We start from the raw sequence: 21008 nt of genomic DNA, 5'->3' as shown, positions 1-21008 counted from the left end.
GCAAAAGGGTTGTTAATCAATAAGTTGATTAAAATTTATGGCAAGCTACCCCACCCCAACCCTTCCCCTAAAAACTAGCGGAGGGGCTAAAAACGGGCAGGACTGCTCTCCTCCCCTGGTTTTCAGGGGAGGGGTTGGGGGTGGGGTAGCTACCGAAGTACGAGTTCATGTCGATTTAAAATGTCACACGCAGGCCAACGGTGTAGGTACGTGGGTTCGGATACGAGAAAAAGTCGACGCCACTTTTGGCCAGGTTATCACCACCAGTGCTGCCCTCCGGATCGTAGCCGGGATATTTCGTGAACGTATACAGATTCGTTACGTCGGCATAGACCGAAAGCGCCTGAAGTTTGAGTTTGCTAATCATTGGCGTTGGGAAGGTGTACGACAGATTCACATCCCGAATGCGGGTGAACGACCCATCGAACAGGTACTTGGTCGTTCCGGCACTGAACCCAAACGCGTAGTCGTTACGTATCGCACGGCTGTACAATCCGGCTCCCGGATTCTCCGGCGACCGCCACCGATTGGCCATGGCTGCTAACTGATTTTGCACACCCGCACCATTCAGATTTACCTCACCGCCCTGGAAATAAACCTGATTGCCATATGTACCATTTACGCTGATGCTCAAGGCGAAATTCCTGTAACTGAAGCGGTTGCCTAGTCCCCAGGTGAACTTAGGCCAGGGATTTCCAACGATGGTTCTATCGGACGTATTGATCGTGCCATTGCCATCAGCATCCTGATATTTATAGTCACCCGGTTGCACTCTCGGGTTCTGAATTGGACTTTTGCTGATCTCCTCCTGCGTCTGGAAAATCCCCAGAATATTGAGCAACCGGAAGCTGGAAATCGGGTAGCCAACCTGCGCCACCTGGTAATCGGACGTAACGATCCGGGCCGCTTCCGAATTGAGCGCTGTCACTTTATTCCGGTTCCAGCTAATGTTAAAATCGGTATTCCATTGAAACGGTCCTTTGCCAATGTTTTGCGAATTAAGGGACAGTTCGAGCCCTTTATTTTCGACCTCGCCAATGTTCTGAACAGAGGTGTTAAAGCCTGAAGCCGACGGCAATGTTACGTTCAGCAACAGGTTCTTTTTGAATGTCTGGTACGCATCGACCGTAAACGACAGTCGATTATGAAACAGCGACAAATCCATGCCCACATTGGTTTGCAGCGATTGCTCCCAGGTCAGTTGATCGTTGGCCAGGCTATTCGGTACCACGCCCGACACAATCTGCCCGTTCGCTACGGTACGTGCCACGCCCAGCAAGCCCTGCGTCGCGTAGTTTGGAATCTGGTTATTTCCCGAAACGCCGTAACTCGCTCTGATTTTCAGGTCGCTGATGAACGTAGCCGATTTCATAAAGGACTCATCTGACAGTCGATAGGCAGCCGAAAGTGACGGAAACGTACCCCAGCGATTCTTCGCCCCAAAGCGCGAACTACCATCCTGCCGAATGGTGGCAGTAAGGAGATATTTGCCAGCAAACGTATAATTCACCCGCGCCAGCCACGACATTATGGACCATTGGCTGATGTAATTCGTACCCGTCGAAACGGTTCCAGCGGCCAGATAAGGGACATAATCGGTCGAGAAACCCGTAGCGCCAGCCTGCAAAATCTCATCCGAATTTTTCTGGATAGTGTAGCCTACCAGGGCATCAACATCGTGCTTGCCACCAAACTTATGCCGGTAGTTCAGCGTGTTTTCGTTCAGCCAGTTCAGGCTTTTTACTTCGGTAGACCCCGCCGTTGCCGCTCCCGTCCGGCTGGTTGCGATACCCACTTTCGACGATTTCCACAGCCGCGTTACGTTGTTGGAATAATTTACGCCAATGGAAGTTTTCAGGATGAGACCCGGCGCCAGCTCAAATTGCAAATAGTTATTGGTGAATACGTTGGTGTTGTTACGTTTGTCCGAAAATTCAGCAGCAATTATAAGTGGATTTTCAACCGGAATTCCCGTTGGGCTGGAGAATTCAGAATAGGGCGTACCATCTGGATTACGCACAGGAATAGTTGGATCACTGGCCAGCGCGGCCGAGATCAACCCCCGGTATTGCAAATGCCCTTCGGCGCGGGCAAAATCACCGTAAGAATGTGCGCCAGAAAACGAAGCGCCAATTTTCAGGCGCTGGCTGATATGCGCGTCAATGTTGGTACGAAGTGTGAACTTATCGAAGTTAGATCCAATCAGAATGCCTTTTTGATTAAAATAACCACCTGATATGTAGTAACTTACATCCTTACTCGTCCCACTCGCCGACAGTTGGTAGTTGTGAACCGCTCCTTTCCGGAAGATAACATCCTGCCAGTCGGTGCCGTAACCTTCATCCGGAAACTGCGACGGATTCCGAAAGTCGGGTTTTACCTGCGTGGCCGTGCTACGTACGCTGTTCGGGTCGGAGGCTTTACCGCCTGCAAATACCCAGGCGTTATCGCGGCCTTCGGCCACAAATTCAGCGTATTGACGGGGCGTCAACAGCTTCATCTTTCGGGCTAACTCCTGCATGCCCGTCGAGTGTTCGAACGTAATGGTCGGTTTGCCTAACTTGCCTCGTTTGGTCGTGATGATCACAACGCCGTTGGCCCCGCGGGAACCGTAGATAGCCGTTGCCGACGCGTCTTTCAACACCTGAATCGACTCAATATCCGATGGGTTAATGATGCTAAGCGGATTGATCCGGTTGGTCGAGCTGCTGTTGACGATACCACTGGCGGTGTACGAGTTTGCCCCAAAACTACTCAAATCAGAGCCTCCCCCACCCGTACCAATGGCGTACCCATCCACTACGTATAAAGGCGAGTTTCCGCCCGTAATCGAGCTGATTCCGCGAATGATAACGTTGACATTGCCGCCCGGAGCCCCCGATGTTTGGGTAATCTGAACACCCGCCACTTTACCCTGCATCATCTGATCGACGCTCGTAGCTGAGGGTACCGGCACCAGATCTTTGCTGGTTAGGTTGACAATGGAACCCGTCAAATCTTTTTTGCGCTGGGTACCGTAGCCTACCACCACTACGTCCTGTAATTGCTGCTGGTCGGTTTTGAGGGCGACATTAATCGTTGACTTATTGCCAATTGCAAGCTCCTGAGGGGAATAGCCAATAAAACTAACGACAAGCGTTGCGTTGGTCGATACATTGAGTTTGAAGGTTCCGTTGGCATCCGACGTCGTGCCGTTCTGGGTTCCCTTTTCTGTTACGGTCGCGCCCACCAAAGCCTCGCCATCTTCATCAGCGGTAATTTTACCGCTCACCGGTACTTTGTTCGATTGGGCCGACGCAATCTGAACAGCGGCCAATACACTTAACATGCTGCCAATCACCAGGAGTCGCAGCCGATGAAATAAAAAATGGTTCATGGTTAACGGATTAAGGTTTAAAAAACTTTGCTGAATGATGACTTATTAATGATGCGTGATGAATGGGCTGACGCGGGCCATTCATCATTAACAATTCATCATCTTAATGGAATGATCACGGATTCAATTTTCAGGTAGTCGGCGATTTTCTGGATTGTCTGGGCATGGTGCCCGATGCCCAGCGCGAAGTGATGCGTGGGTCCTTCGCCGATCCAGCGTTTGAGAAACGTGCGAACATCGGGTTTGAAAAAGCCCCGGGTATTGGTGTTGCCCGTCGGCGGAATTGGCCCGGCAATCGACTCACCCTCAGCGATGACGAATTTTATTTTGCCCTCGTATGTCGAGCTGATGCTGAGCATTGTAATGGGCCCTTCCTTGATTTTGAACTCAACACCTGCGCCAAAACCCGGCTTGCCGTGGTATTTCTTCAGACTACGTAGCACGGGCTGTCCTTCGGCAATGGCAATATTGTGTGGGCCATCATGACCGACCAGCACAAAATCCTCTTTAAAATCAACCGGGTGAAACTCGGCGAAACTGCCACCGATGCCCAGGCGTTCCATAATGAGCATGGCGATACAGGTTTTCAAATCCGATTCGCCACACATCGGGAAGCCCGCACCCTGAAGCAGGGAGTTACCGACGATCAGGTTGGACATCACTACCCGCGTGTCGCTGTTATCCGGACCATCGTAGTAATAGGCGAGTCCATCCAGTTTTTTCAGCTTCACAAATTTCTCCAGCGCCACGGTGGCCTGAGCAGCAATGTGTAAATCGGACTCCCGCAGCTTTTCGGAAATGGGATCAGAAACCGGATCAGGCGTATCGAAAAAGGCCAAAATCCGCTCTTTCACTACGTCAATTTCCTCCTCCGTAGCCTGCTGATACTGCGTAACAATTTCGTGGGCCTCACACTGAACAATGTGCACACCAAAATGAGCCGTTAACATCGTCGAATCGGAATGCATGTCGAGCATAGCCTCAATGGGATGGCCGATATGCCCAATTTTAGCCGTTTTCAGGTCATGAAGCACAGCCGCAATTCGGCAATACGTTTCGATTTCAGCGTCGGCAGCGGGGTCGTCATATAGCGTACCGATGATTACCTGAGGCACTTTTTTGCCCATTCGAATGGCCACACCCGCAAACTCGGGCAGGGAGCAGATGTCGTCATTGTAAAGTTGCAGATAGGTCGAGGCACGGCTGTAATCCATCGCTTTGTCGGGCTGAAGCGCCACCAGCACAATCGGCACATCGATGCTTTTGATAATGACACCGAACGTACTCGACGTGGCATAGGTCAGCATATCGCAGAAAATCAGGTCCAGATTGGCGGCATTGAGTTTGGGCACCATTTCGTAAGCTTTTGTTACATCGTCTACGAGGCCAAAATCAATGATTTCTACAGAATCGAACGCTTCGATTTTATCAATAAAAACCGATTGCTTTTTCAACATATCGTCCAGCAACCCGTCGAACTGGCTCCAGTATTTAAAATAACCTACGCCAAACACCCCGATCCGAGGACGTGTCTTTTTTCGTTTTACAAGGCCAGTCTGGTGTACTGCTACGTCGTTGAGGGATTGTTGTTCCATATAGTAAAGGTTTATGTCTTTTCAGAATTAAGTTAGTGCACTAAGTTAAAGTAAACGTGTTTTGGGGATGTGAAGAACAATTGCTTGGTTTAGGAATTATAAACCCCCAACCCCCTAAAGGGGGCCAAAACCTACCGGTCAATTAGCCCCCTTTAGGGGATTGGGGGTTTCATAAGCCAACATTAACTGCATCTGGTATAAAATCCTGTTTTGCTCCTAAATCCAAGGCTTTAATTCTGGGAATCAGCCAGATGAGCAAACCAAAGGCCAGTGGGTACAATAGCCCCGAAGCAATCCAGAGGGGCCGATACGAGTAGTTCTGGATGATAACGCCCATCAATGGATTGAGCAGCAAACCTGACACAGCTCCCGCCGTTCCAGAAAGCCCAACGACCGTGGAAGTCGCCTTCTGTCCAAACATATCCGAGATGGACGTAATGTAATTAGTGATCCAAAACCCATGCGCAAACATAAACACTGACATTAGCGCCACCGCGACCTGAACCGATGACACCCACTCAATAGCCGGTGCAGCAAGGGTCAACGCAGCAGCAATCCCCATTACAGTTTTTCGGGCTTTGTTGACGGAAAAGTTACGGGCAATCAGCTGGCCAGAGAACCAGCCGCCCAGAATGTTGGCGATACCCAGCGCCAGAAACGGAATCCAGAACAGCTTGCCAATCTCGTCAAACGATACGTTACGTACTGAACTGAGGTATTTTGGAATCCAGAACATCATGAAATAGAAGACTGGATCGAGCAGAAACCGAATGATGATAAACACCCAGGTTGGTCGTTGTTTGAGCAAGTCAAGAAACGGTACCGTTTCTTTTGGCTCTGTTTCAATTGACGTATCAACGACCAGTTTTTCTTTTCGCCAGGGGATTAGTAGCCAGGCAATTACCCACGCTATACCGATAAGACCTGGAATAAGAAAGCCTCCGCGCCAGCCATAACTTTTTGACAACCATATAGTTAGTGGTGGCGCAACAACCGCCCCTATCGCCGAGCCGCCGATAGCGATGCCATTCGCCAGGGCTCGTTCCTTTTTGTCGAACCAGCGGTAGACCGTCCAGGCGGCTCCGGGAAAACAACCGCCTTCGCCAATGCCCAGCATAAACCGAAAAGCCAGCAATTGCGAAAACGAAGTCATTACCGCGTGCAGACTGTTTGCCACCGACCACAAGCCAACTGAGATAGCCAGTCCCCTTTTGCCACCAACCCGATCAATCAGCCACCCGCCTAACGTGAACATGATAGCATAACTAATCAGGAAGCTAGTGTTGATCATACCATATTGAACATCCGTGATATGGAACTCCTCCTGAATCTTGATAATCGCAATCGACAACACCTGCCGATCCAGAAAACTCAGGCCAGTGGCGATAAAAAGAAGGAAAACAATCAACCAGCGGATGTTGGTATTCATATAGCTTAACGCACTAAGTTAACTATCGCAAAGATATAAGGATGTGATTCTAAAAATCAATAGGTATGGCATTTTTTTTCAATCAAATAGAAATAATTTTATATAGTATTTTTTGGTTGCGATAATTGTCCGCCAGCTATAGGGCTTTCTTTCATAATTGAATAGCTTGCCATCGTTGTCATATAGCTGATAGCAAGGCTGAGCTTAGTTAGTGGCAAGGCGCACCCGATCTCGATTAGGCATTTAAAGTTCAGTATTATATGTACCGTGGCAGGAAACTTACGGCTATAGTGGTCTTCTTCGATACTATGCATAAACCATATTGATATGTTTATCAGTAAGGTATATAGACGGATGAATCATTATATGAACTGTTCCAGCGCTATGACTAACTTTTCTTAGTTCGGGTGAAGCCAGGACGTAGTAATAGGAACGCGAGTAGCCAAAAGAACCCTGGAAGTAGAATCTGGCTGTAGTCAAGTGAATAATCAATCGACATAAAATCATCAATGGATTCATCATAAAATGCTTTTAGTGAATCGTTTGGCTTTAATGTCTCAAAATCATCTTCACTGATGGGAATAACCCGTTCCTGCTGCTGATACCGGATTGTAGCGTCATAGTCATACAACTTATAGAAAGTATGACGGCCAGATTGCCTGAAACGCGCTTTTCGATCGGTATCCAGCACCCGAACAGTCACCCGATGCCCATCTATTTTTAAGTGCTGATAGTACTGGTAATATCGCCAGGTATCGTAAGTGAAGAAAACGGCCGCTGCGAAAAGGGTAGTCACAAAAACAAAGCGAGCCAATGATTGCAAAAACGGAACTGGCAGAACGGTGGCGATAACACCGGCAATCATGAAAAAGGTAGCGATAGAAAGAAGCAGGCATAAGAACAACAGGCGGTTTTCATTGCTGAAAAACCGGATGGCCGTCCACTCGATCAAGCGTGATTTTCGCTTGGATTGGTCAAAGTGAATTTCATCACCCGGTTGTCTGAACGCATCATAGCGAGGATGATATAGTAATTGAACGCGGTCGCCTGCACTGACATACGTAGTGTCTCGTACGTAGCGGGTTGTATAGTCTTTGCCTTTGTACTCAACGGTCAGGTACACACTATTTCCCAGTACATCCCGCCACGACCGCTGGGTATGATCAGCGTTGTTTATAGTTACTGAAATGAGCTGTCCTTCTTTTACAAACTCACGCTGAAGTAGCGCTTCCTGATAGATTTCCCAGCATGCCCAAGTGGTAAATCCCAGAATCACAGCAACAACCAGCGCGATCAGGAAGTTAAACACACGACCTAAGGACGTAAATAGTTCTTTAAGCATCTCTTTTATTGTGTAAATAATACTTACTCAGGATACAGTAAGGCTAGAAAGTAAAGAAATGGAAAACCGAGCGGCCGAGGCTTTCGTAAGTAATAAAGAACAAAGGGAATTTTAACCAGTCAAACCATTTGCATTCAATAGTATAGGCTTCGCCACGAAACTTTTTAAGAATAAGGGACTGTCTAAAAATTAGTTTTTAAGCTGTTTCACCCCTGAATCCCCTAAAGAGGACTTTACTCGTCGTCAAACCAAGTCCCCTTTAGGGGATTCAGGGGTGAAACAGCTTAAAAACTAATTTTTAGACACTCACTAAGGAAGCCGTAAAAAGAACAAAAGGCAACCAGTAACAAAATGATAACACGGGGCTGGGTTGACCACGAAGCTATGTTTGTCCTATCTTTGGCAGTATACAGGTTTGCGGCAGCAACCACTATTTTCAGAGAAGCAAGCCCATTAACTGTATTTATCTGATTTTCTTTTACTTTTTATTTGGTTAGAAGCTTACAAATGTGTAAGTTTGTTACCAACTTGACAGTAATAATCAACTTTTAATTTATTTCCCTTAGTGTGCAACTTGCTTTGCGTGAATACAAGTAAGGGATTACTACGTAATTGTAGTTATTATTTTTATCTGACTTTGACTAAACAGATAAATCTCTCCTAATTCCAGTCAAGTTCAGGCACCTCATCTCTGTTAACTACCCTATTTGGTACCACTTTTAATTTTTTGCCATAGTCTGCAAGTAGTTGTCCTCTTCGCATAATATCGAAGATACCAACTAATTTGTCTTAATTAAGCTGAAATAGTTTCAGGACTGGTCAATCACCTTCTTTCGGTTCTGTTAATTTACAAGTACATGACAAGTGACCGGAGTGATTTACCTGTAGTACCCGATCTGAATTTAATTAATCAAAGCTTAGCAATCGTCTGTGGCAAATGGCGGCTATATATCATTCTGCTTTTAGGTGAGCAAACGCTACGTTACGGAAAAATCAGTGAAATGCTACCCGGCGTCAGCGAAAAAGTATTGGCTAGCGAGTTAAAAACGCTTGTGGCGTTAGGTGTCATGAAGCGTAAGGCATATGCCGAAATTCCACCACGCGTGGAATATACATTAACAAAAAAAGGCCGCTTAGCCCTGCCAATCCTATTGGAGCTTCAGGAACTTGGCCGTATTTTCAACTGACTTATCAATGTCAAACCCGCTAAAATTTAAAGACTTAAATCGATCACAGTTTTTTGTTACGGCTCGCAAACGAGTTGATGCTTATTTTAAAGAGAATGCTATTTCGCCCAATGCCAACGGGGCAATGTGGGCAAAGGCAATTTTCTTCCTGGCTGGTTATACGCTATTCTACGTCTTAATTTTATCCAATCAATTTGGGAATTGGGAAATGTTAGGGCTGGCACTCCTGATGGGTGTTTTTGCGGCCTGTATTGGCTTCAATGTGTCTCACGACGGACTTCACGGTTCTTTTTCGTCCCGTAGCTGGGTGAATCGACTGATGGGCAATAGTTTTTATCTGATAGGCGCCAATCCATACGTCTGGAAGATTACCCACAACATCGTTCATCACACCTACACCAATATTCCGGGTCATGACGAAGATATTGAAGTTGCTCCGGGTCTGGTACGTCTGGACCCCGACGAAGCACTTCGTCCCTGGCATCGGTTCCAGCATTGGTACACGATTCCTTTATATTCTCTGGCTTCGCTTTCCTGGGTCTTACGGAAAGATTACGTCAAATTCTTCAAAGGCAAGATTGGCCACCACGATACATCGTCGCATCCTCGCAAGGAGTACGTTAAATTGTTCATATCCAAAGGCTTATACTATCTTTTCTTTCTAGTTATACCTTTTCTGGTACTTGACCTGACGTGGTGGCAGTTGGCTATCGGTTTTGTTCTGATGCACCTGGCCGAAGGGTTGGTCTTGGGTTTGGTCTTCCAGTTAGCCCATGCTGTAGAAGGCACGGCTTTCCCGATACCCGATGAAAGTGGTGATATACAGGCTGCCTGGGCGATTCACCAAATGCATACGACCGCTAACTTTGCACCCAACAGTGCGCTGGCTGCTTTTATTTGTGGTGGCTTGAATCGCCAGATCGAACATCATTTGTTTCCGAAGGTTTGTCATATTCACTACCCGGCCATTGCTTCGATCGTTAAGCAGACGGCCGAAGAATTTGACCTGCCTTACCTTGAAAATGAGAGCTTTGGTTCAGCTCTTTATTCTCACTACCGCCTTTTACAGAAACTTGGGCAACCCGTGGTCGAGGATATAAACATGTACAGCGTTGCTGATTGACCAACTTTTTTACGTCCGTTGATTCTGGTAGATTGCGGGCGTACTCACCTTTTCTATTGGCATTAACTTCCTCCCTGGCCTATGGCTTCTCAGCAAGACCTCGATTTTACGTACACCACTATTGACAAAATTTTTCGTCTGAGCATCGGACAAACCGGTGATTATAGCGGGGCTATGTACAATGGCGATTTTTCACTTACACTGGAGGAAGCACAACGACAGAAGCATACGTTCATTGCCGATAGTCTGGGCGTTAAGGCTGGTTCTAAAGTGCTCGATATGGGCTGTGGCTGGGGGCCTTTTCTTACGTATGTTAAAGGACGTGGTGCTGATGCGCGTGGGGTGACACTTTCCAGCGGCCAGGCCGAAGCTTGCCGGGCTAATGGGTTGAATGTCGATGTTAAAGACTGTCGCCTGATTACACCCACTGATTATGGTACGTTCGACGCCATCACCTGCATTGGTGGTATGGAGCACTTTTGCTCGATTGAGCAGTACAAAGCGGGTCAGCAGGATCAGGTATACGCCGATTTTTTCAGTAATCTATATAACTTATTGCCAGTTGGCGGCCGGTTTTACATGCAAACGATGGTGTTCGGCAAGAACATGATTCCGCTCGAAGAAATCAGTCTGGATGCGCCGAAAGATTCCGATTCGTATGCGCTGGCGCTGATGATTGCCCAGTTTCCGGGATCGTGGTTGCCCTATGGTGCTGAGCAGGTAATACGTAACGCCCAGCCTAAATTCAAGCTCATTTCCCAAAGCAGCGGTCGGCTCGATTACATCGAAACCATCGGCCAATGGCGAAAGCGATTCCGTGCTTTCAATCTAAAGAAGTATCTTCTTTACGCTTCACTACTGCCAAAATTGCTGACAAACAAACCCTTCCAGGACCTGATTGCGGTGTTTAGAGTCAGCCCGAACCGCGTATGTTTTCAGCGGGAAACTATGGAGCACTACCGGTTAGTGTTCGAAAAAGTGTAACTTGGAGAGCAACCACCTCATCAATCATGTCTGTCCGCGTCGCTATTCACCACTACACCCATTATGAATACGATCGGTTGGTTCTCCTGTCTCCTCACCTGATCCGGCTTAAACCAGCGGCTCACGCCAAAGCGTTAATCGAATCGTATTCCCTGACTGTTGAACCGGCCAATCATTCCCTGCATTGGCAACAGGACCCTTTCGGTAACTTCATCGCGCGAATCGACTTTTGGGGATCTATGCAGACGATGTCCATTAAGGTCGAAATAACGGCGCTGCTGGAACCAATGAATCCCTTCGATTTCTTTCTGGATACCTACGCCGAATCGTTTCCTTTTGACTACGAATACCAGCTCAAAAAAGACCTGATGCCGTATCTGGAAGTTGCCGAACAGGGGCCGCTTCTGAAGCAGTGGTTACAGAAAATAGACCTGACGAAGCGTGGTACTGTCGAATTTCTGATTATGCTTAATCAGCAGATTTTTCAGGATATTGCCTACACGACTCGAATGGAACCGGGCATCCAGCCCACCGAAGAAACACTGAAACTGGCCATTGGCTCCTGCCGCGATTCGGGATGGTTACTGGTACAGGTTCTGCGTCATTTCGGCTTGGCGGCTCGCTTCGTTTCCGGTTATCTGGCCCAGATTATTACCGACGAAACGAAACGAAACAATCCGACTGGAGCCAATGAAGATGTCCTTGCCCTACATGCCTGGGCCGAGGTGTTCATACCCGGTGCGGGCTGGATTGGCCTCGATCCTACATCGGGCGTCTTAGCAACCGAGGGCCATATTCCGCTGGCCAGTACGTCTGATCCGCTCAGTGCAGCCCCCGTAACCGGCACTACCGAGATATGCGAAACGACTCTAACGTATAGCAATACGTTAGATCGATTACCCTGATTTTCATCGATTTTAGGATCAGTCACCTTCCCGTGTTGACGCTTTAAATATACCTACTTCGGCCAACTCGACTGGCCCGTTGGTATTGGTAAGCGTCAGGCGAATTCGGTTGCTTTGCACAGCGGGAAAGCGCAGTAGGCGTTTGTAACCCACCGTTGTGAATGTTTGAAGCGACTTCCAGTTGGTACCGTCCCAGTACTCAACCCGCCCACTGGCAATACGTTGGCCATTGGCAATATTTTCCTGAATCAAAATCCGATCAAAGGATTGTTCGGTGCCTAAATCAATGATCAAGGGTTGATTGGCGGGTAAGGTTGTGAATGTAGCCAGTTGTTTATCCGTCAACTTTGGCTGTTTACTGACGAGGTTCTTCTTAAATGTCTCGTCCAGAATACTCCGAAACTCGTGCAGGCTGGCGATATCTGGCTCAGAAAACAATCCCTCCCGATTAGGCGGTACGTTCAGCAGTAACAAGCTGTTCCGACCAACCGACTGATAATACAGGTTCACTAAATTCTTCGCCGACCGCACTTTCGCATCCTCAGCGGCATGATAAAACCAGCCGGGCCGAATTGATACATCGGTTTCAGCCGGAACCCATTGTTTACCCGTAGCATCACCCCGATTGAGGTATTTGGAGTCAGCTTTACCGGGTGAAAGCCCCTCCGTATTAATGGTTGACCAGCAGGTTTCGCCCGCGTTACCGGCTTCATTCCCTACCCAGCGCACATCGGGGCCAGCGTCCGAAAACATAACGGCGTTCGGCTGTAACTGGCGAACCAGCGCCCAGTAACCCGCAAAGTCATAGGTCATATCTTTAGCATTCTCGCCTTTTGCGCCATCGAACCAAACCTCCGAAATAGGTCCGTAATTCGTTAACAATTCGCGAAGCTGGCTTTTGTAATAGTCATTGTATGAAGCCGTACCATAGCGTGGTTCATGACGATCCCAGGGTGACAGATATACCCCAAACTTCAGTCCAAATTCGCGGCAGGCATCAGCCACTTCCCGCACTACGTCGCCCGAACCGTTTTTCCATGGGCTGTTCTTGACCGAATGTTCCGTCATCTTCGATGGCCACAAACAGAACCCATCGTGGTGTTTCGCTGTGATGATCGCCATTTTAAAACCGGCATCTTTCAAGGCTTTGATCCACTGTCGGGTGTCGAGTTTAGCGGGGTTAAAAATCGCCGGACTTTCGGTGCCATCGCCCCACTCCTTGTCGGTAAAGGTGTTAACGGTAAAGTGCAGGAAAGCCGTGGTTTCCTGCGATTGCCAGGCTAATTGGCGGGGCGCTGGTTTAGGTAACCCAACATTCGGTTGCCCATAAACGGTTGTTACAGTGGCTAACCCGGCAACCAGTAAACCTATACAGCAGATGAATTTCATATCGGTCAACATATTTTGTTTGTTACGGCTTCAACTTGATAATTTGGGAGCCAGCCAGTAGAAACGCTCCCGTACCGTAAACCTCCCAACTGTCTTCACTAAAATTACGTCTAGGATCACCCCCGATGGGCTGCACCCAGCCGACCCGGCCTTCGGGCGACACCAGCTTGGTCAGTGCTATCCAGGCTTTTTCAACAGCGGGTTGATACGTCTTCTTGGCCAGAATACCCTGGTTAATGCCCCACGCTAGTGCATAGCAGTCAAAACCCGATCCACTGGCTTCACCACCCGGATAGGCAGCCGGGTCCAGCAAACTGGCCCGCCACAATCCATCGGCTTGCTGAAGCCCGATCAGACGTTCGCTCATTTGCTGGAACAGATTCAGGTAAAAAGGTCGGCTTGGGTGCTTGACCGGAAGTTCTTCCAGCACACGTACCAGTCCGCCCATAACCCAGCCATTGCCCCGTGACCAGAAAATTTTCTGACCATTTGCCTCTTTCTTACCGGCGCCCGTCGCATCAAGGAGATAGTTGGCATCGCGTGCAAAAAGATGCTCCTGCTGGCTATACAGCAGTGTATAGGTTTGCCTAAAAAGCGAATCAGAAAATGCGTTGTAGGTCGGATTATTCAACGTAGCACTCAGTTTGGCCAGCACCGGCGGAGCCATGAACAACGCATCGCACCACCACCAGGTCAGGCCGTGTTTTTCCAGTTCCTTTCCTGGTACCGTTTGCATTTTCCGCACGCTGTCAATGGTCGGCTGGATCATCTGGCGATCCTTTTTGAGCCGGTATAAGTCAATGTAAGTCTGGCAAATGGCGATGTCATCCGCATGATCAAATCGGACGCCGGGACGCCATTTGTTACGTTCGCCCATTGCCATCAATGAGTCGAGAATCAGTGGCGATTTGGTGGTTTCATAAGCGGCAAAAACACCGGCATAAAAGGCTCCATTCGTCCAGTCAGTTGGACTGTGTTTGGGATGCTCAAGTTGCCATTTGGTTGCTTTCAGTAAGGCGGTTTTGATATACTCTGGCGAAAAGACCTCGTCGCGCACTACGTGTCGACGCTCCAGACGAGTTCTCCGTTCTTTGTGTTTCGGTGTATCACCAAACCCAGTTTCGGCTACTACCGATAAACCAATTAATAAAGCAAACGTGATCTGTAAACCCTTCATTTTCTGGCTGTTCGTTTCCCTGAAAAGTAAATTTATGGCATCCCATACTTGAATTGACCAGGACTTTCGGTTAGAGCCGTGCCACGGTTCCTGACAACACTTAATGAACCGTGGCACGGCTCTAACCGAAAGTCCATTGGCGTAACGAAACGGATAACTACGCACATCAGACTGTCAATTACAAAATCTGTTCAAGCATCTGGATATATCCATTTACGCCCTCGCTGATTTCCCGTAAATAAATGAACTCATCGGCTGAATGCGACCGACTCGAGTGCCCCGGCCCGCACTTGAGCGAAGGACAATTCAGCACAGCCTGATCAGACGTAGTAGGTGAGCCATAAGTGTATCGGCTCAATGCCAAACCAGCCTGCACAATGGGGTGTTCAACAGGAATAGAAGACGGTTTCAATCGAATGGAGCGCGGTTTCACCTCCGACTGGAGGTTGGTTCGAAGAGTTTCAACGACCTCTTCCAAAGTATACTGTTCCGTCACGCGTACGTCGATCGTGAACGTACAGGTGTCAGGTACTACATTATGTTGCGTACCCGCATTGATGATAGTTACCGATAATTTGACTGGTCCCAGTGTGGGCGATACTTTCGGAAACTGATACGTAGTGAGCCAGTTAATATCCCGAATGGCTTTGTAAATAGCATTCTCGCCCTCGTCGCGGGCAGCGTGACCACTAACGCCGTGGGCGGTACAATCAATGACAAGTAACCCTTTCTCGGCAATAGCCAGTTGCATTTCAGTTGGTTCGCCAACAATGGCAAAGCTAATTGGCGGCAATTTGGGCAACAAGAGTTCCAGTCCATCGCGGCCAGAAATCTCCTCTTCAGCCGAAGCGGCCATAACGATGTTGTAAGCCATGCCGGGCCGGTCATAAAAGAAAACAAACGTAGCGATCAGTGAAACCAGGCAGCCACCGGCATCATTACTACCCAGGCCGAAGAGTTTGTCGTCGTGTTCAATGGGGGCAAACGGATCGAGCGTCCAGGACTTATTGGGTTTCACTGTATCGTGGTGCGAGTTTAGCAGCAACGTCGGTTTTTCAGGATCGAAATAACGATTTTTAGCCCAGATGTTGTTCTTCAGCCGATCGAACGGAATTTGTTTCTCCTGAAAAAAAGCTTCGATTATCTCAGCGGTATGGTCTTCTTCCCGGCTGAACGACGGTATTGAAATAAGTCGTTTGAGTAAGGCCAGCGCATCAGCCGAAAGGGCCGTTGAGGACAAGGTTGGAACATTTGGTTCAGCCATGCGGAATAGTGTTGACGGCTCAAAGATACAGGAACATGCATTGCTTGTGCCCGAATCTCTACTGAAATCCTGATACAGGCAAACGGAGGTTATGTATGTTTCTGTAACATAACAACCTCCGTTTGCTTAAACATTAGCCCTTAAAACCGAACCTTAACTGTGCTACGTTCTGAATACAGTTCTCCGAAGTTATTCGCCGGGCATTTTACTCCTCAGGATTCTAACGTAGCGGTTTTTGTTACCTGGATGCTGGGATTCAGCGCTCTTGAAATTACACACATTTTAGCGGCATTTTCGGCAACCTCTTCAAATTGTTCAGCCGTCATACCCGGCACTTTACCTTTGATTTGTAAATCAACCGCCGTGATCGACAGCGTATCGGTATCCAGCGTCAGGGTAGCTGCCACACTCAGTTCATCGGGGGTAAAACCAGCTTGCGCCATGGTAGCGCTAGTGGCCATAGCGTAACATCCTGCATGCGCAGCCGCTAGCAGTTCTTCGGGGTTAGTGCCCGCTTTACCATCTTCGCTAACGAGTCTGGTTTTGAAGGAGTACGCTGTATTGTCCAACGCACCACTGAACGACGACATCGTGCCGGTTCCGTCCTGTAAGCCGCCTTTCCAGACAGCTGAAGCTCTACGTTTTAACATGTTTGTGTAGTGAATGCGCGTTAATGGCATCCGGTTAGTTAACCCACAAAGCTTGCGAAGGGTTTATGCCTACCTATCTGATACCGATTTATCCTTCGGAGAAGGGAACGCCTTTTTCCCGTAAGAATGCCTTAATGACGTCAACATGAACGCACTGCCCTACATTGAGAAATGGATAGTTCGATACGCGGCTTTTGCGTCCATTTACCAGTACTTCCTGATCCACAATATCGAAGCCCAGATGCAAGTGGCGTGTAGCCGACTGCATCCCGTAAATAAGCCCCTTCATGTCGAACAATGGACCGCCACTTTGTCCGCGTAAGCCGGGGGTGCTCATTTCAATACCATTAATCGTATTCGCGTCAGCCATTAATCGGGTTACAATACCATCAATAGGAAAGCTTGGCGATGTAACACGACCCGTCGTTGTCCATTCAATATCATCGGTGGCGGAGTTGTATCGAAAGTTCGTGAACTCGGGAAATGGATAGCCCAGTCGACATAAACTTCGACCCGGTTTTATCCGACTACTGTCGCCCAGAAACGTAGCATGAGAGCGATACAATATCCGGTTGAAACCTTCGAAACGTAGTAAGGCCAAATCCTGGGTGGGGTGTTTATCAATGGTCAGCTTCTGAAACTGATCTACGCAGCCTACAAAGTTGTTTCGTACCCGAATGATTGTATCAGCACTAAGCTTGAATTTGACCTCCAGTTTACTAATAAGATGGGCCGCATTTTGTTCCCGTAATACGTCCCGGCGAGCGCCCTGAAACTCCCGGTAGTTATGGTAGATAGGATCACTTTGAGCGATCAGTTCTGCTACGTGTTTGCACGTAATAGCGCATCCCTCCTGGTTTACAAAAAAAAGAGTAGCCGTACCGGGAACAACCTCACTATGTCCATAAAGCCGAACGATAGAGTGCATGGGACGGGTAAACGAATCAACGCGTTCAAGGGCGTCAACAAACATAAGCAGTTAGAGATTGAGAATCGCCAAAAGGCAGTAAGTAAGTCTGCAAGTTAACCAATACCAACAAACTTACTTACCGGTCAATCCCAGCTCTACTGACGAATTGGTTATTTTTTAGGTCTCACTTTTACTTCAGCCGGCACAACAGCCCCCCGATCGCCACTATCAGGCGGGGCCTGTTCAGGAGCGTTCAGGCTATTATTCGTTGTGTCTCCCTGCCGACCAAACACCGAGCTGTCGCTGGCAGCGGTGGTCGTTTCAGTACTCGCTTCTTTTTTATTACCGGAACAACTTCCAAAAACTAAACTTGAGCCAATAATAAGACTCGCCAGCAACCAGGAATGGCCGGAACTTGCGCGATTGTGTATCATAATCTATAGAACGTTGATAGAGAGTTACAAACAAATAGTTAACTCAATTGGCCGGAATTTGTCCTGCCAGAACGAACAGTTTAATAAGGCAATGGTAACCTATTACCGATTAAGCTTTGACGAATCGCGGATGCCAAGTGGACCGGGCGCTGTTGAATCAGACGGCTGCCCGTGGGCTTCCTTAACGCTTTCCTTCGTAGCCGCCGACGTATCTTCAACAGCATTTGATTCAACGCGGGACGTAGAATCGGTACTAACTCCATCAACACCATTCTGATTCTCACTGCACTTTTGTATGAGCAGCCCCAATACCAACACGGCGATGGCGATCATGGCCCAACGAAGCCAGCGTACATTTTCATGCCGACGTTCGCCCTCAGGGCTTTTGGGAATATTAGGATTAACAACCGTTCCACTAAAGTTATCAGTGCCCTGAACCTCCGTTTGTGGGCCAGTAGGTGTTACGAGCTCATCGAAGCCAAGCAAGCTATCAATTCCACCCAGCCCATTTGGCAATGCCTGACGAAACTCCGTGGCCTGGCCCAGTAATAACGTGGTCAGGCTCTCCGCAGTAAGCCCTTTTTCCTGTTCCTGCCGCCCCAGGACGCCCATGAGCACCGTACCCGCTAAACCCAGAATGGTTGAGGTAGCTTGCGGTTTTGTGCCACTATATACGCTAAGGAGTTCGGTTGTTCGATCGAGTTTATCATCAAAAATGGCTTCCAGAAACGCCTGTCCGGCGGTACTTGTCTTTGCTGTATTCTGGTACGTTTTTATGCCTTGACTAACATCGAGAGGAATTGTGCCGTAGTTATTTTTGTCCAGGAAGTTAATAATAGTTGATGCACCGCCCGAAGCTTGAACCCGTCGGGTCAGTCCACCTAAAAGCGTTGGCAGGCTACCATTAATAACTTTTAGGGTATTGGCAGACGATTCGTTTAGTTCGCCACTAAGCTGGTCAACTACCGCGGGCGTGAACTGCTCTTTTAGGTAGGATAATAAATGAACGGCCATAAGTTTTTCGTTGAGTTGGAACCCATTAAACTCGCCATTTGGTCGAATGTTCGTTTTGAGGTTGTAGGGTTATAAAGTTAAAAGGGATACAGCGTTCCAACATGCTGCCTCCAGGACCTGCTACTGTTGAAAGGCTGTACCCCTTTTACTGGTTATATTCGTGTTTCTACAGTTGCGGAATACGTAGTACCTGATCAGGATAGATCAGATCAGGATCTTTCAGCATTGGCTTGTTAGCCTCAAAAATGACCCCATATTTCAACGGATCACCGTACACTTCTTTGGCGATTTTGGATAGTGAATCACCCGACTTTACGGTGTAATATTTTCCTTCTGGAGTTGGCTGATCTACTGTCAACTGATTGTCCACAGCCGAAACGCCCTCTACATTACCAACAGCTAGAGCAATTTTTTCAGAATCTTCCTGCGACTTTACCGAACCGGTTATAGTGACCGTATCGCCTTTCGTCTTCACCGTTAATGTGTTATAGGCAAGCCCTAACTGTTTAACGTGATCAAGCAGGGCCTGTGCCCGAACTGGCTCAACCTTTTCTGCTTCGGCTGGCGCGGCAGGCGCGTCGTTATGAAAAATCTTTTCACCTACGCCTTTGAAAAATGATAATAGACCCATTTGTTTAGTAATAGTTTTAATGAAACATTGAATGAAAGGCTGACAACTACGCCAACGACTTTAGCTGAAACAACATGCTCGGGTAACGATTGTTTTAGAACCTTCCATTATGACCTGTTAAGTTTTACGCAGAAAGGCCAATTAGGTCACACAAAAAGCAATACTTTTACGTTCTTTTTTACAAGTTTATCTATTTTTCCTACAATCAACCTAGTACGCTCGAATGCATTTCAATAACAAAATACGATGGGGGCTGGTGTTAACTACATTAGTTGGTCTGGTCGCCTGTACAAATAATGACGTTGATCCTGGTGCTGGTAGTGGTGAAACACCCAGCAAAGGGAATGCAGATTTCACTAAATACGTAGCCGTTGGCAACTCATTGACAGCCGGTTTTTCCAATGGTAATGCGACGGATGGTGGTTTGTACCGCGAAGGGCAGCTCAACTCCTACCCGAATATTCTGGCTGGCCAGTTCAAAACGGTGGGCGGTGGTGATTTTGTGCAGCCTCTCTTTACCGAAGCGCAGGCAGCCGGATCTGGCTATAGCAAACTCATCAAGGTGCCGTCGTTAGCTGATCCTACCAGCCTCATAACGTCAATTGCTCAGGTGGCGCCAGCGGCCGTTCGCGGGACCAATTCGGCCGGAAAACCATTATACACCAAGTTTAGCGGGGCCAATCAGAACTTAGGTGTTCCGGGAATCAGGGTGGCCGATGTTCTATCGGCAGGCTACGGTTCTCAACAGGGAAATCCTTATTTTGAACGGTTACTACCCGCGACCGATGTGGGGCAAACTACAACGTATTTTCAATATGTGAGCGACAACCTTACTGGAGCAACTTTTTTCTCCTGCTGGTTAGGCAACAATGACGCGCTGGGATTTGCTAGGTCGGGTGGTACAACACCGCTGACACCATCCGCCTTGTTTACAACCAACTTCGCGGCCATGATGAATAAATTGACGGAAGGTGGGCGTAAAGGAGTTGTTATTGGCATTCCTAACATTACCACGGCCCCGCTCTTCTCAACGTTAACTATATCTTTAGTACTGGCCCAGCTTAACGCGATTTTAAAGCCAACAACACCTCTGACGGCGCTGGTGGTTCAAACAACGGCTGGCGTTCGACCAACGCAGGCAGGCGATTTGCTTTTACTGACCAGTGCACTGGACTATGCCAACATTGGTAGCACAGCCGTTGGCACGAAAGTAGGCCCATTTGGTTTAAGTGCAACCAATCCGCTGCCCAATCAGACGGTATTGGATGCAGGTGAAGTGGCTGCGCTGAATGCCAGTATCGCCGATTTTAATACTATAATGAAAACACAGGCTGATGCAAAAGGGGCCGCTTATGTTGATCCAAATACTGTTTTGAGCCAAGTAACATCAGCAAGTGGACTCACGCAAAACGGCATCACCTACAAAGGCGACTTTATTCAGGGGGGCGTGTTCAGCCTGGATGGTATTCACCTGACACCCGCCGGTTATGCGCTTATGGCCAATGAAATCATTAAAGGAATCAACACAAAGTATAGCTCGACTATTGCGCCGGTCAATCCCGCCAATTACCGTCGTGTGCTACTACAACCATAGACCT

General features: G+C 48.1%; 17 protein-coding genes. 5 read left to right on the top strand and 12 right to left on the bottom strand.

The genetic code is table 11. The annotated features are described in order from the left end of the window. Nucleotides 1-175 precede the first annotated feature (175 nt). The 4 genes from ACYVEA_RS17965 to ACYVEA_RS17950 all read right to left on the bottom strand — a co-directional run bounded on the left by ACYVEA_RS17965 (nt 176) and on the right by ACYVEA_RS17950 (nt 7742). Entirely contained in the window at nt 176-3376 is a 3201-nt protein-coding gene (locus tag ACYVEA_RS17965) for a SusC/RagA family TonB-linked outer membrane protein (protein ID WP_461114810.1), read from the bottom strand. A gap of 98 nt (nt 3377-3474) precedes the next feature. Next, on the bottom strand, nt 3475-4971 hold the full coding sequence (locus ACYVEA_RS17960) for an L-fucose/L-arabinose isomerase family protein (protein WP_461114809.1): 1497 nt from the start codon (nt 4969-4971) through the stop codon (nt 3475-3477). Between the two features lie 169 nt (nt 4972-5140). Next, on the bottom strand, nt 5141-6400 hold the full coding sequence (locus ACYVEA_RS17955) for an MFS transporter (RefSeq protein ID WP_461114808.1): 1260 nt from the start codon (nt 6398-6400) through the stop codon (nt 5141-5143). Between the two features lie 388 nt (nt 6401-6788). Further along, nucleotides 6789-7742, bottom strand: a complete 954-nt coding sequence (locus tag ACYVEA_RS17950) for a hypothetical protein (RefSeq protein WP_461114807.1) — start codon at nt 7740-7742, stop codon at nt 6789-6791. Between the two features lie 857 nt (nt 7743-8599). Here ACYVEA_RS17950 and ACYVEA_RS17945 point away from each other — a divergent pair. The 4 genes from ACYVEA_RS17945 (at nt 8600) to ACYVEA_RS17930 (ending at nt 11941) form a co-directional block, all read left to right on the top strand. Then, a complete protein-coding gene (locus ACYVEA_RS17945) occupies nt 8600-8929 on the top strand; it encodes a winged helix-turn-helix transcriptional regulator (protein WP_461114806.1) in 330 nt (109 codons plus the stop codon). A gap of 7 nt (nt 8930-8936) precedes the next feature. Beyond that, nucleotides 8937-10052, top strand: a complete 1116-nt coding sequence (locus tag ACYVEA_RS17940) for a fatty acid desaturase family protein (protein ID WP_461114805.1) — start codon at nt 8937-8939, stop codon at nt 10050-10052. Nucleotides 10053-10133: 81 nt separating this feature from the next. After that, nucleotides 10134-11036 carry an SAM-dependent methyltransferase gene (locus tag ACYVEA_RS17935; protein WP_461114804.1) on the top strand — a complete coding sequence of 301 codons (903 nt, stop codon included), beginning with the start codon at nt 10134-10136 and terminating at the stop codon, nt 11034-11036. Nucleotides 11037-11062: 26 nt separating this feature from the next. Further along, nucleotides 11063-11941 carry a transglutaminase family protein gene (locus tag ACYVEA_RS17930; protein WP_461114803.1) on the top strand — a complete coding sequence of 293 codons (879 nt, stop codon included), beginning with the start codon at nt 11063-11065 and terminating at the stop codon, nt 11939-11941. A gap of 18 nt (nt 11942-11959) precedes the next feature. On the opposite strand, the gene ACYVEA_RS17925 is transcribed toward ACYVEA_RS17930, so the two are convergent. From ACYVEA_RS17925 to lysM, 8 genes are all read right to left on the bottom strand, one after another. Beyond that, nucleotides 11960-13330, bottom strand: coding sequence for an alpha-L-fucosidase (locus ACYVEA_RS17925; RefSeq protein ID WP_461114802.1), 1371 nt, complete (start codon nt 13328-13330; stop codon nt 11960-11962). Nucleotides 13331-13352: 22 nt separating this feature from the next. After that, the gene (locus ACYVEA_RS17920) at nt 13353-14507 is read right to left on the bottom strand and encodes a glycoside hydrolase family 88/105 protein (protein ID WP_461114801.1); all 1155 of its coding nucleotides are present in this window, start codon (nt 14505-14507) and stop codon (nt 13353-13355) included. 178 nt (nt 14508-14685) lie between these two features. Then, nucleotides 14686-15771 carry a M20 family metallo-hydrolase gene (locus ACYVEA_RS17915; protein WP_461114800.1) on the bottom strand — a complete coding sequence of 362 codons (1086 nt, stop codon included), beginning with the start codon at nt 15769-15771 and terminating at the stop codon, nt 14686-14688. Nucleotides 15772-15983: 212 nt separating this feature from the next. Beyond that, nucleotides 15984-16421 carry an OsmC family peroxiredoxin gene (locus ACYVEA_RS17910; protein ID WP_461114799.1) on the bottom strand — a complete coding sequence of 146 codons (438 nt, stop codon included), beginning with the start codon at nt 16419-16421 and terminating at the stop codon, nt 15984-15986. Nucleotides 16422-16509: 88 nt separating this feature from the next. After that, entirely contained in the window at nt 16510-17394 is an 885-nt protein-coding gene (locus ACYVEA_RS17905) for a S1 family peptidase (RefSeq protein WP_461114798.1), read from the bottom strand. Between the two features lie 107 nt (nt 17395-17501). Next, the gene (locus ACYVEA_RS17900) at nt 17502-17765 is read right to left on the bottom strand and encodes a hypothetical protein (RefSeq protein WP_461114797.1); all 264 of its coding nucleotides are present in this window, start codon (nt 17763-17765) and stop codon (nt 17502-17504) included. 102 nt (nt 17766-17867) lie between these two features. Continuing rightward, a complete protein-coding gene (locus tag ACYVEA_RS17895; RefSeq protein WP_461114796.1) occupies nt 17868-18779 on the bottom strand; it encodes a DUF937 domain-containing protein in 912 nt (303 codons plus the stop codon). A 166-nt stretch (nt 18780-18945) separates the two neighbouring features. Continuing rightward, nucleotides 18946-19410 (bottom strand): peptidoglycan-binding protein LysM, encoded by a 465-nt coding sequence (gene lysM, locus ACYVEA_RS17890; RefSeq protein WP_461114795.1) that lies wholly within the window; start codon nt 19408-19410, stop codon nt 18946-18948. 223 nt (nt 19411-19633) lie between these two features. On the opposite strand from lysM, the gene ACYVEA_RS17885 reads away from it, so the two are divergent. Next, a complete protein-coding gene (locus ACYVEA_RS17885; RefSeq protein WP_461114794.1) occupies nt 19634-21004 on the top strand; it encodes an SGNH/GDSL hydrolase family protein in 1371 nt (456 codons plus the stop codon). Nucleotides 21005-21008: the final 4 nt, after the last annotated feature.

The sequence above is a fragment of the Spirosoma jeollabukense genome (assembly GCF_054777855.1).
Note: the sequence above shows the minus strand (reverse complement) of the source record. Positions and strands in the feature narration are given on the sequence as shown.

Bases quoted from the DNA above. Each gene is read 5' to 3' on its own strand.
- ACYVEA_RS17960 (WP_461114809.1), bottom strand. From the start codon at position 4,971: ATGGAACAACAATCCCTCAACGACGTAGCAGTACACCAGACTGGCCTT.
- ACYVEA_RS17930 (WP_461114803.1), top strand. From the start codon at position 11,063: ATGTCTGTCCGCGTCGCTATTCACCACTACACCCATTATGAATACGAT.
- ACYVEA_RS17885 (WP_461114794.1), top strand. From the start codon at position 19,634: ATGCATTTCAATAACAAAATACGATGGGGGCTGGTGTTAACTACATTA.
- ACYVEA_RS17900 (WP_461114797.1), bottom strand. From the start codon at position 17,765: ATGATACACAATCGCGCAAGTTCCGGCCATTCCTGGTTGCTGGCGAGT.
- ACYVEA_RS17955 (WP_461114808.1), bottom strand. From the start codon at position 6,400: ATGAATACCAACATCCGCTGGTTGATTGTTTTCCTTCTTTTTATCGCC.
- ACYVEA_RS17905 (WP_461114798.1), bottom strand. From the start codon at position 17,394: ATGTTTGTTGACGCCCTTGAACGCGTTGATTCGTTTACCCGTCCCATG.
- ACYVEA_RS17910 (WP_461114799.1), bottom strand. From the start codon at position 16,421: ATGTTAAAACGTAGAGCTTCAGCTGTCTGGAAAGGCGGCTTACAGGAC.
- ACYVEA_RS17895 (WP_461114796.1), bottom strand. From the start codon at position 18,779: ATGGCCGTTCATTTATTATCCTACCTAAAAGAGCAGTTCACGCCCGCG.
- ACYVEA_RS17915 (WP_461114800.1), bottom strand. From the start codon at position 15,771: ATGGCTGAACCAAATGTTCCAACCTTGTCCTCAACGGCCCTTTCGGCT.
- lysM (WP_461114795.1), bottom strand. From the start codon at position 19,410: ATGGGTCTATTATCATTTTTCAAAGGCGTAGGTGAAAAGATTTTTCAT.
- ACYVEA_RS17940 (WP_461114805.1), top strand. From the start codon at position 8,937: ATGTCAAACCCGCTAAAATTTAAAGACTTAAATCGATCACAGTTTTTT.
- ACYVEA_RS17935 (WP_461114804.1), top strand. From the start codon at position 10,134: ATGGCTTCTCAGCAAGACCTCGATTTTACGTACACCACTATTGACAAA.
- ACYVEA_RS17945 (WP_461114806.1), top strand. From the start codon at position 8,600: ATGACAAGTGACCGGAGTGATTTACCTGTAGTACCCGATCTGAATTTA.
- ACYVEA_RS17925 (WP_461114802.1), bottom strand. From the start codon at position 13,330: ATGAAATTCATCTGCTGTATAGGTTTACTGGTTGCCGGGTTAGCCACT.
- ACYVEA_RS17920 (WP_461114801.1), bottom strand. From the start codon at position 14,507: ATGAAGGGTTTACAGATCACGTTTGCTTTATTAATTGGTTTATCGGTA.
- ACYVEA_RS17950 (WP_461114807.1), bottom strand. From the start codon at position 7,742: ATGCTTAAAGAACTATTTACGTCCTTAGGTCGTGTGTTTAACTTCCTG.
- ACYVEA_RS17965 (WP_461114810.1), bottom strand. From the start codon at position 3,376: ATGAACCATTTTTTATTTCATCGGCTGCGACTCCTGGTGATTGGCAGC.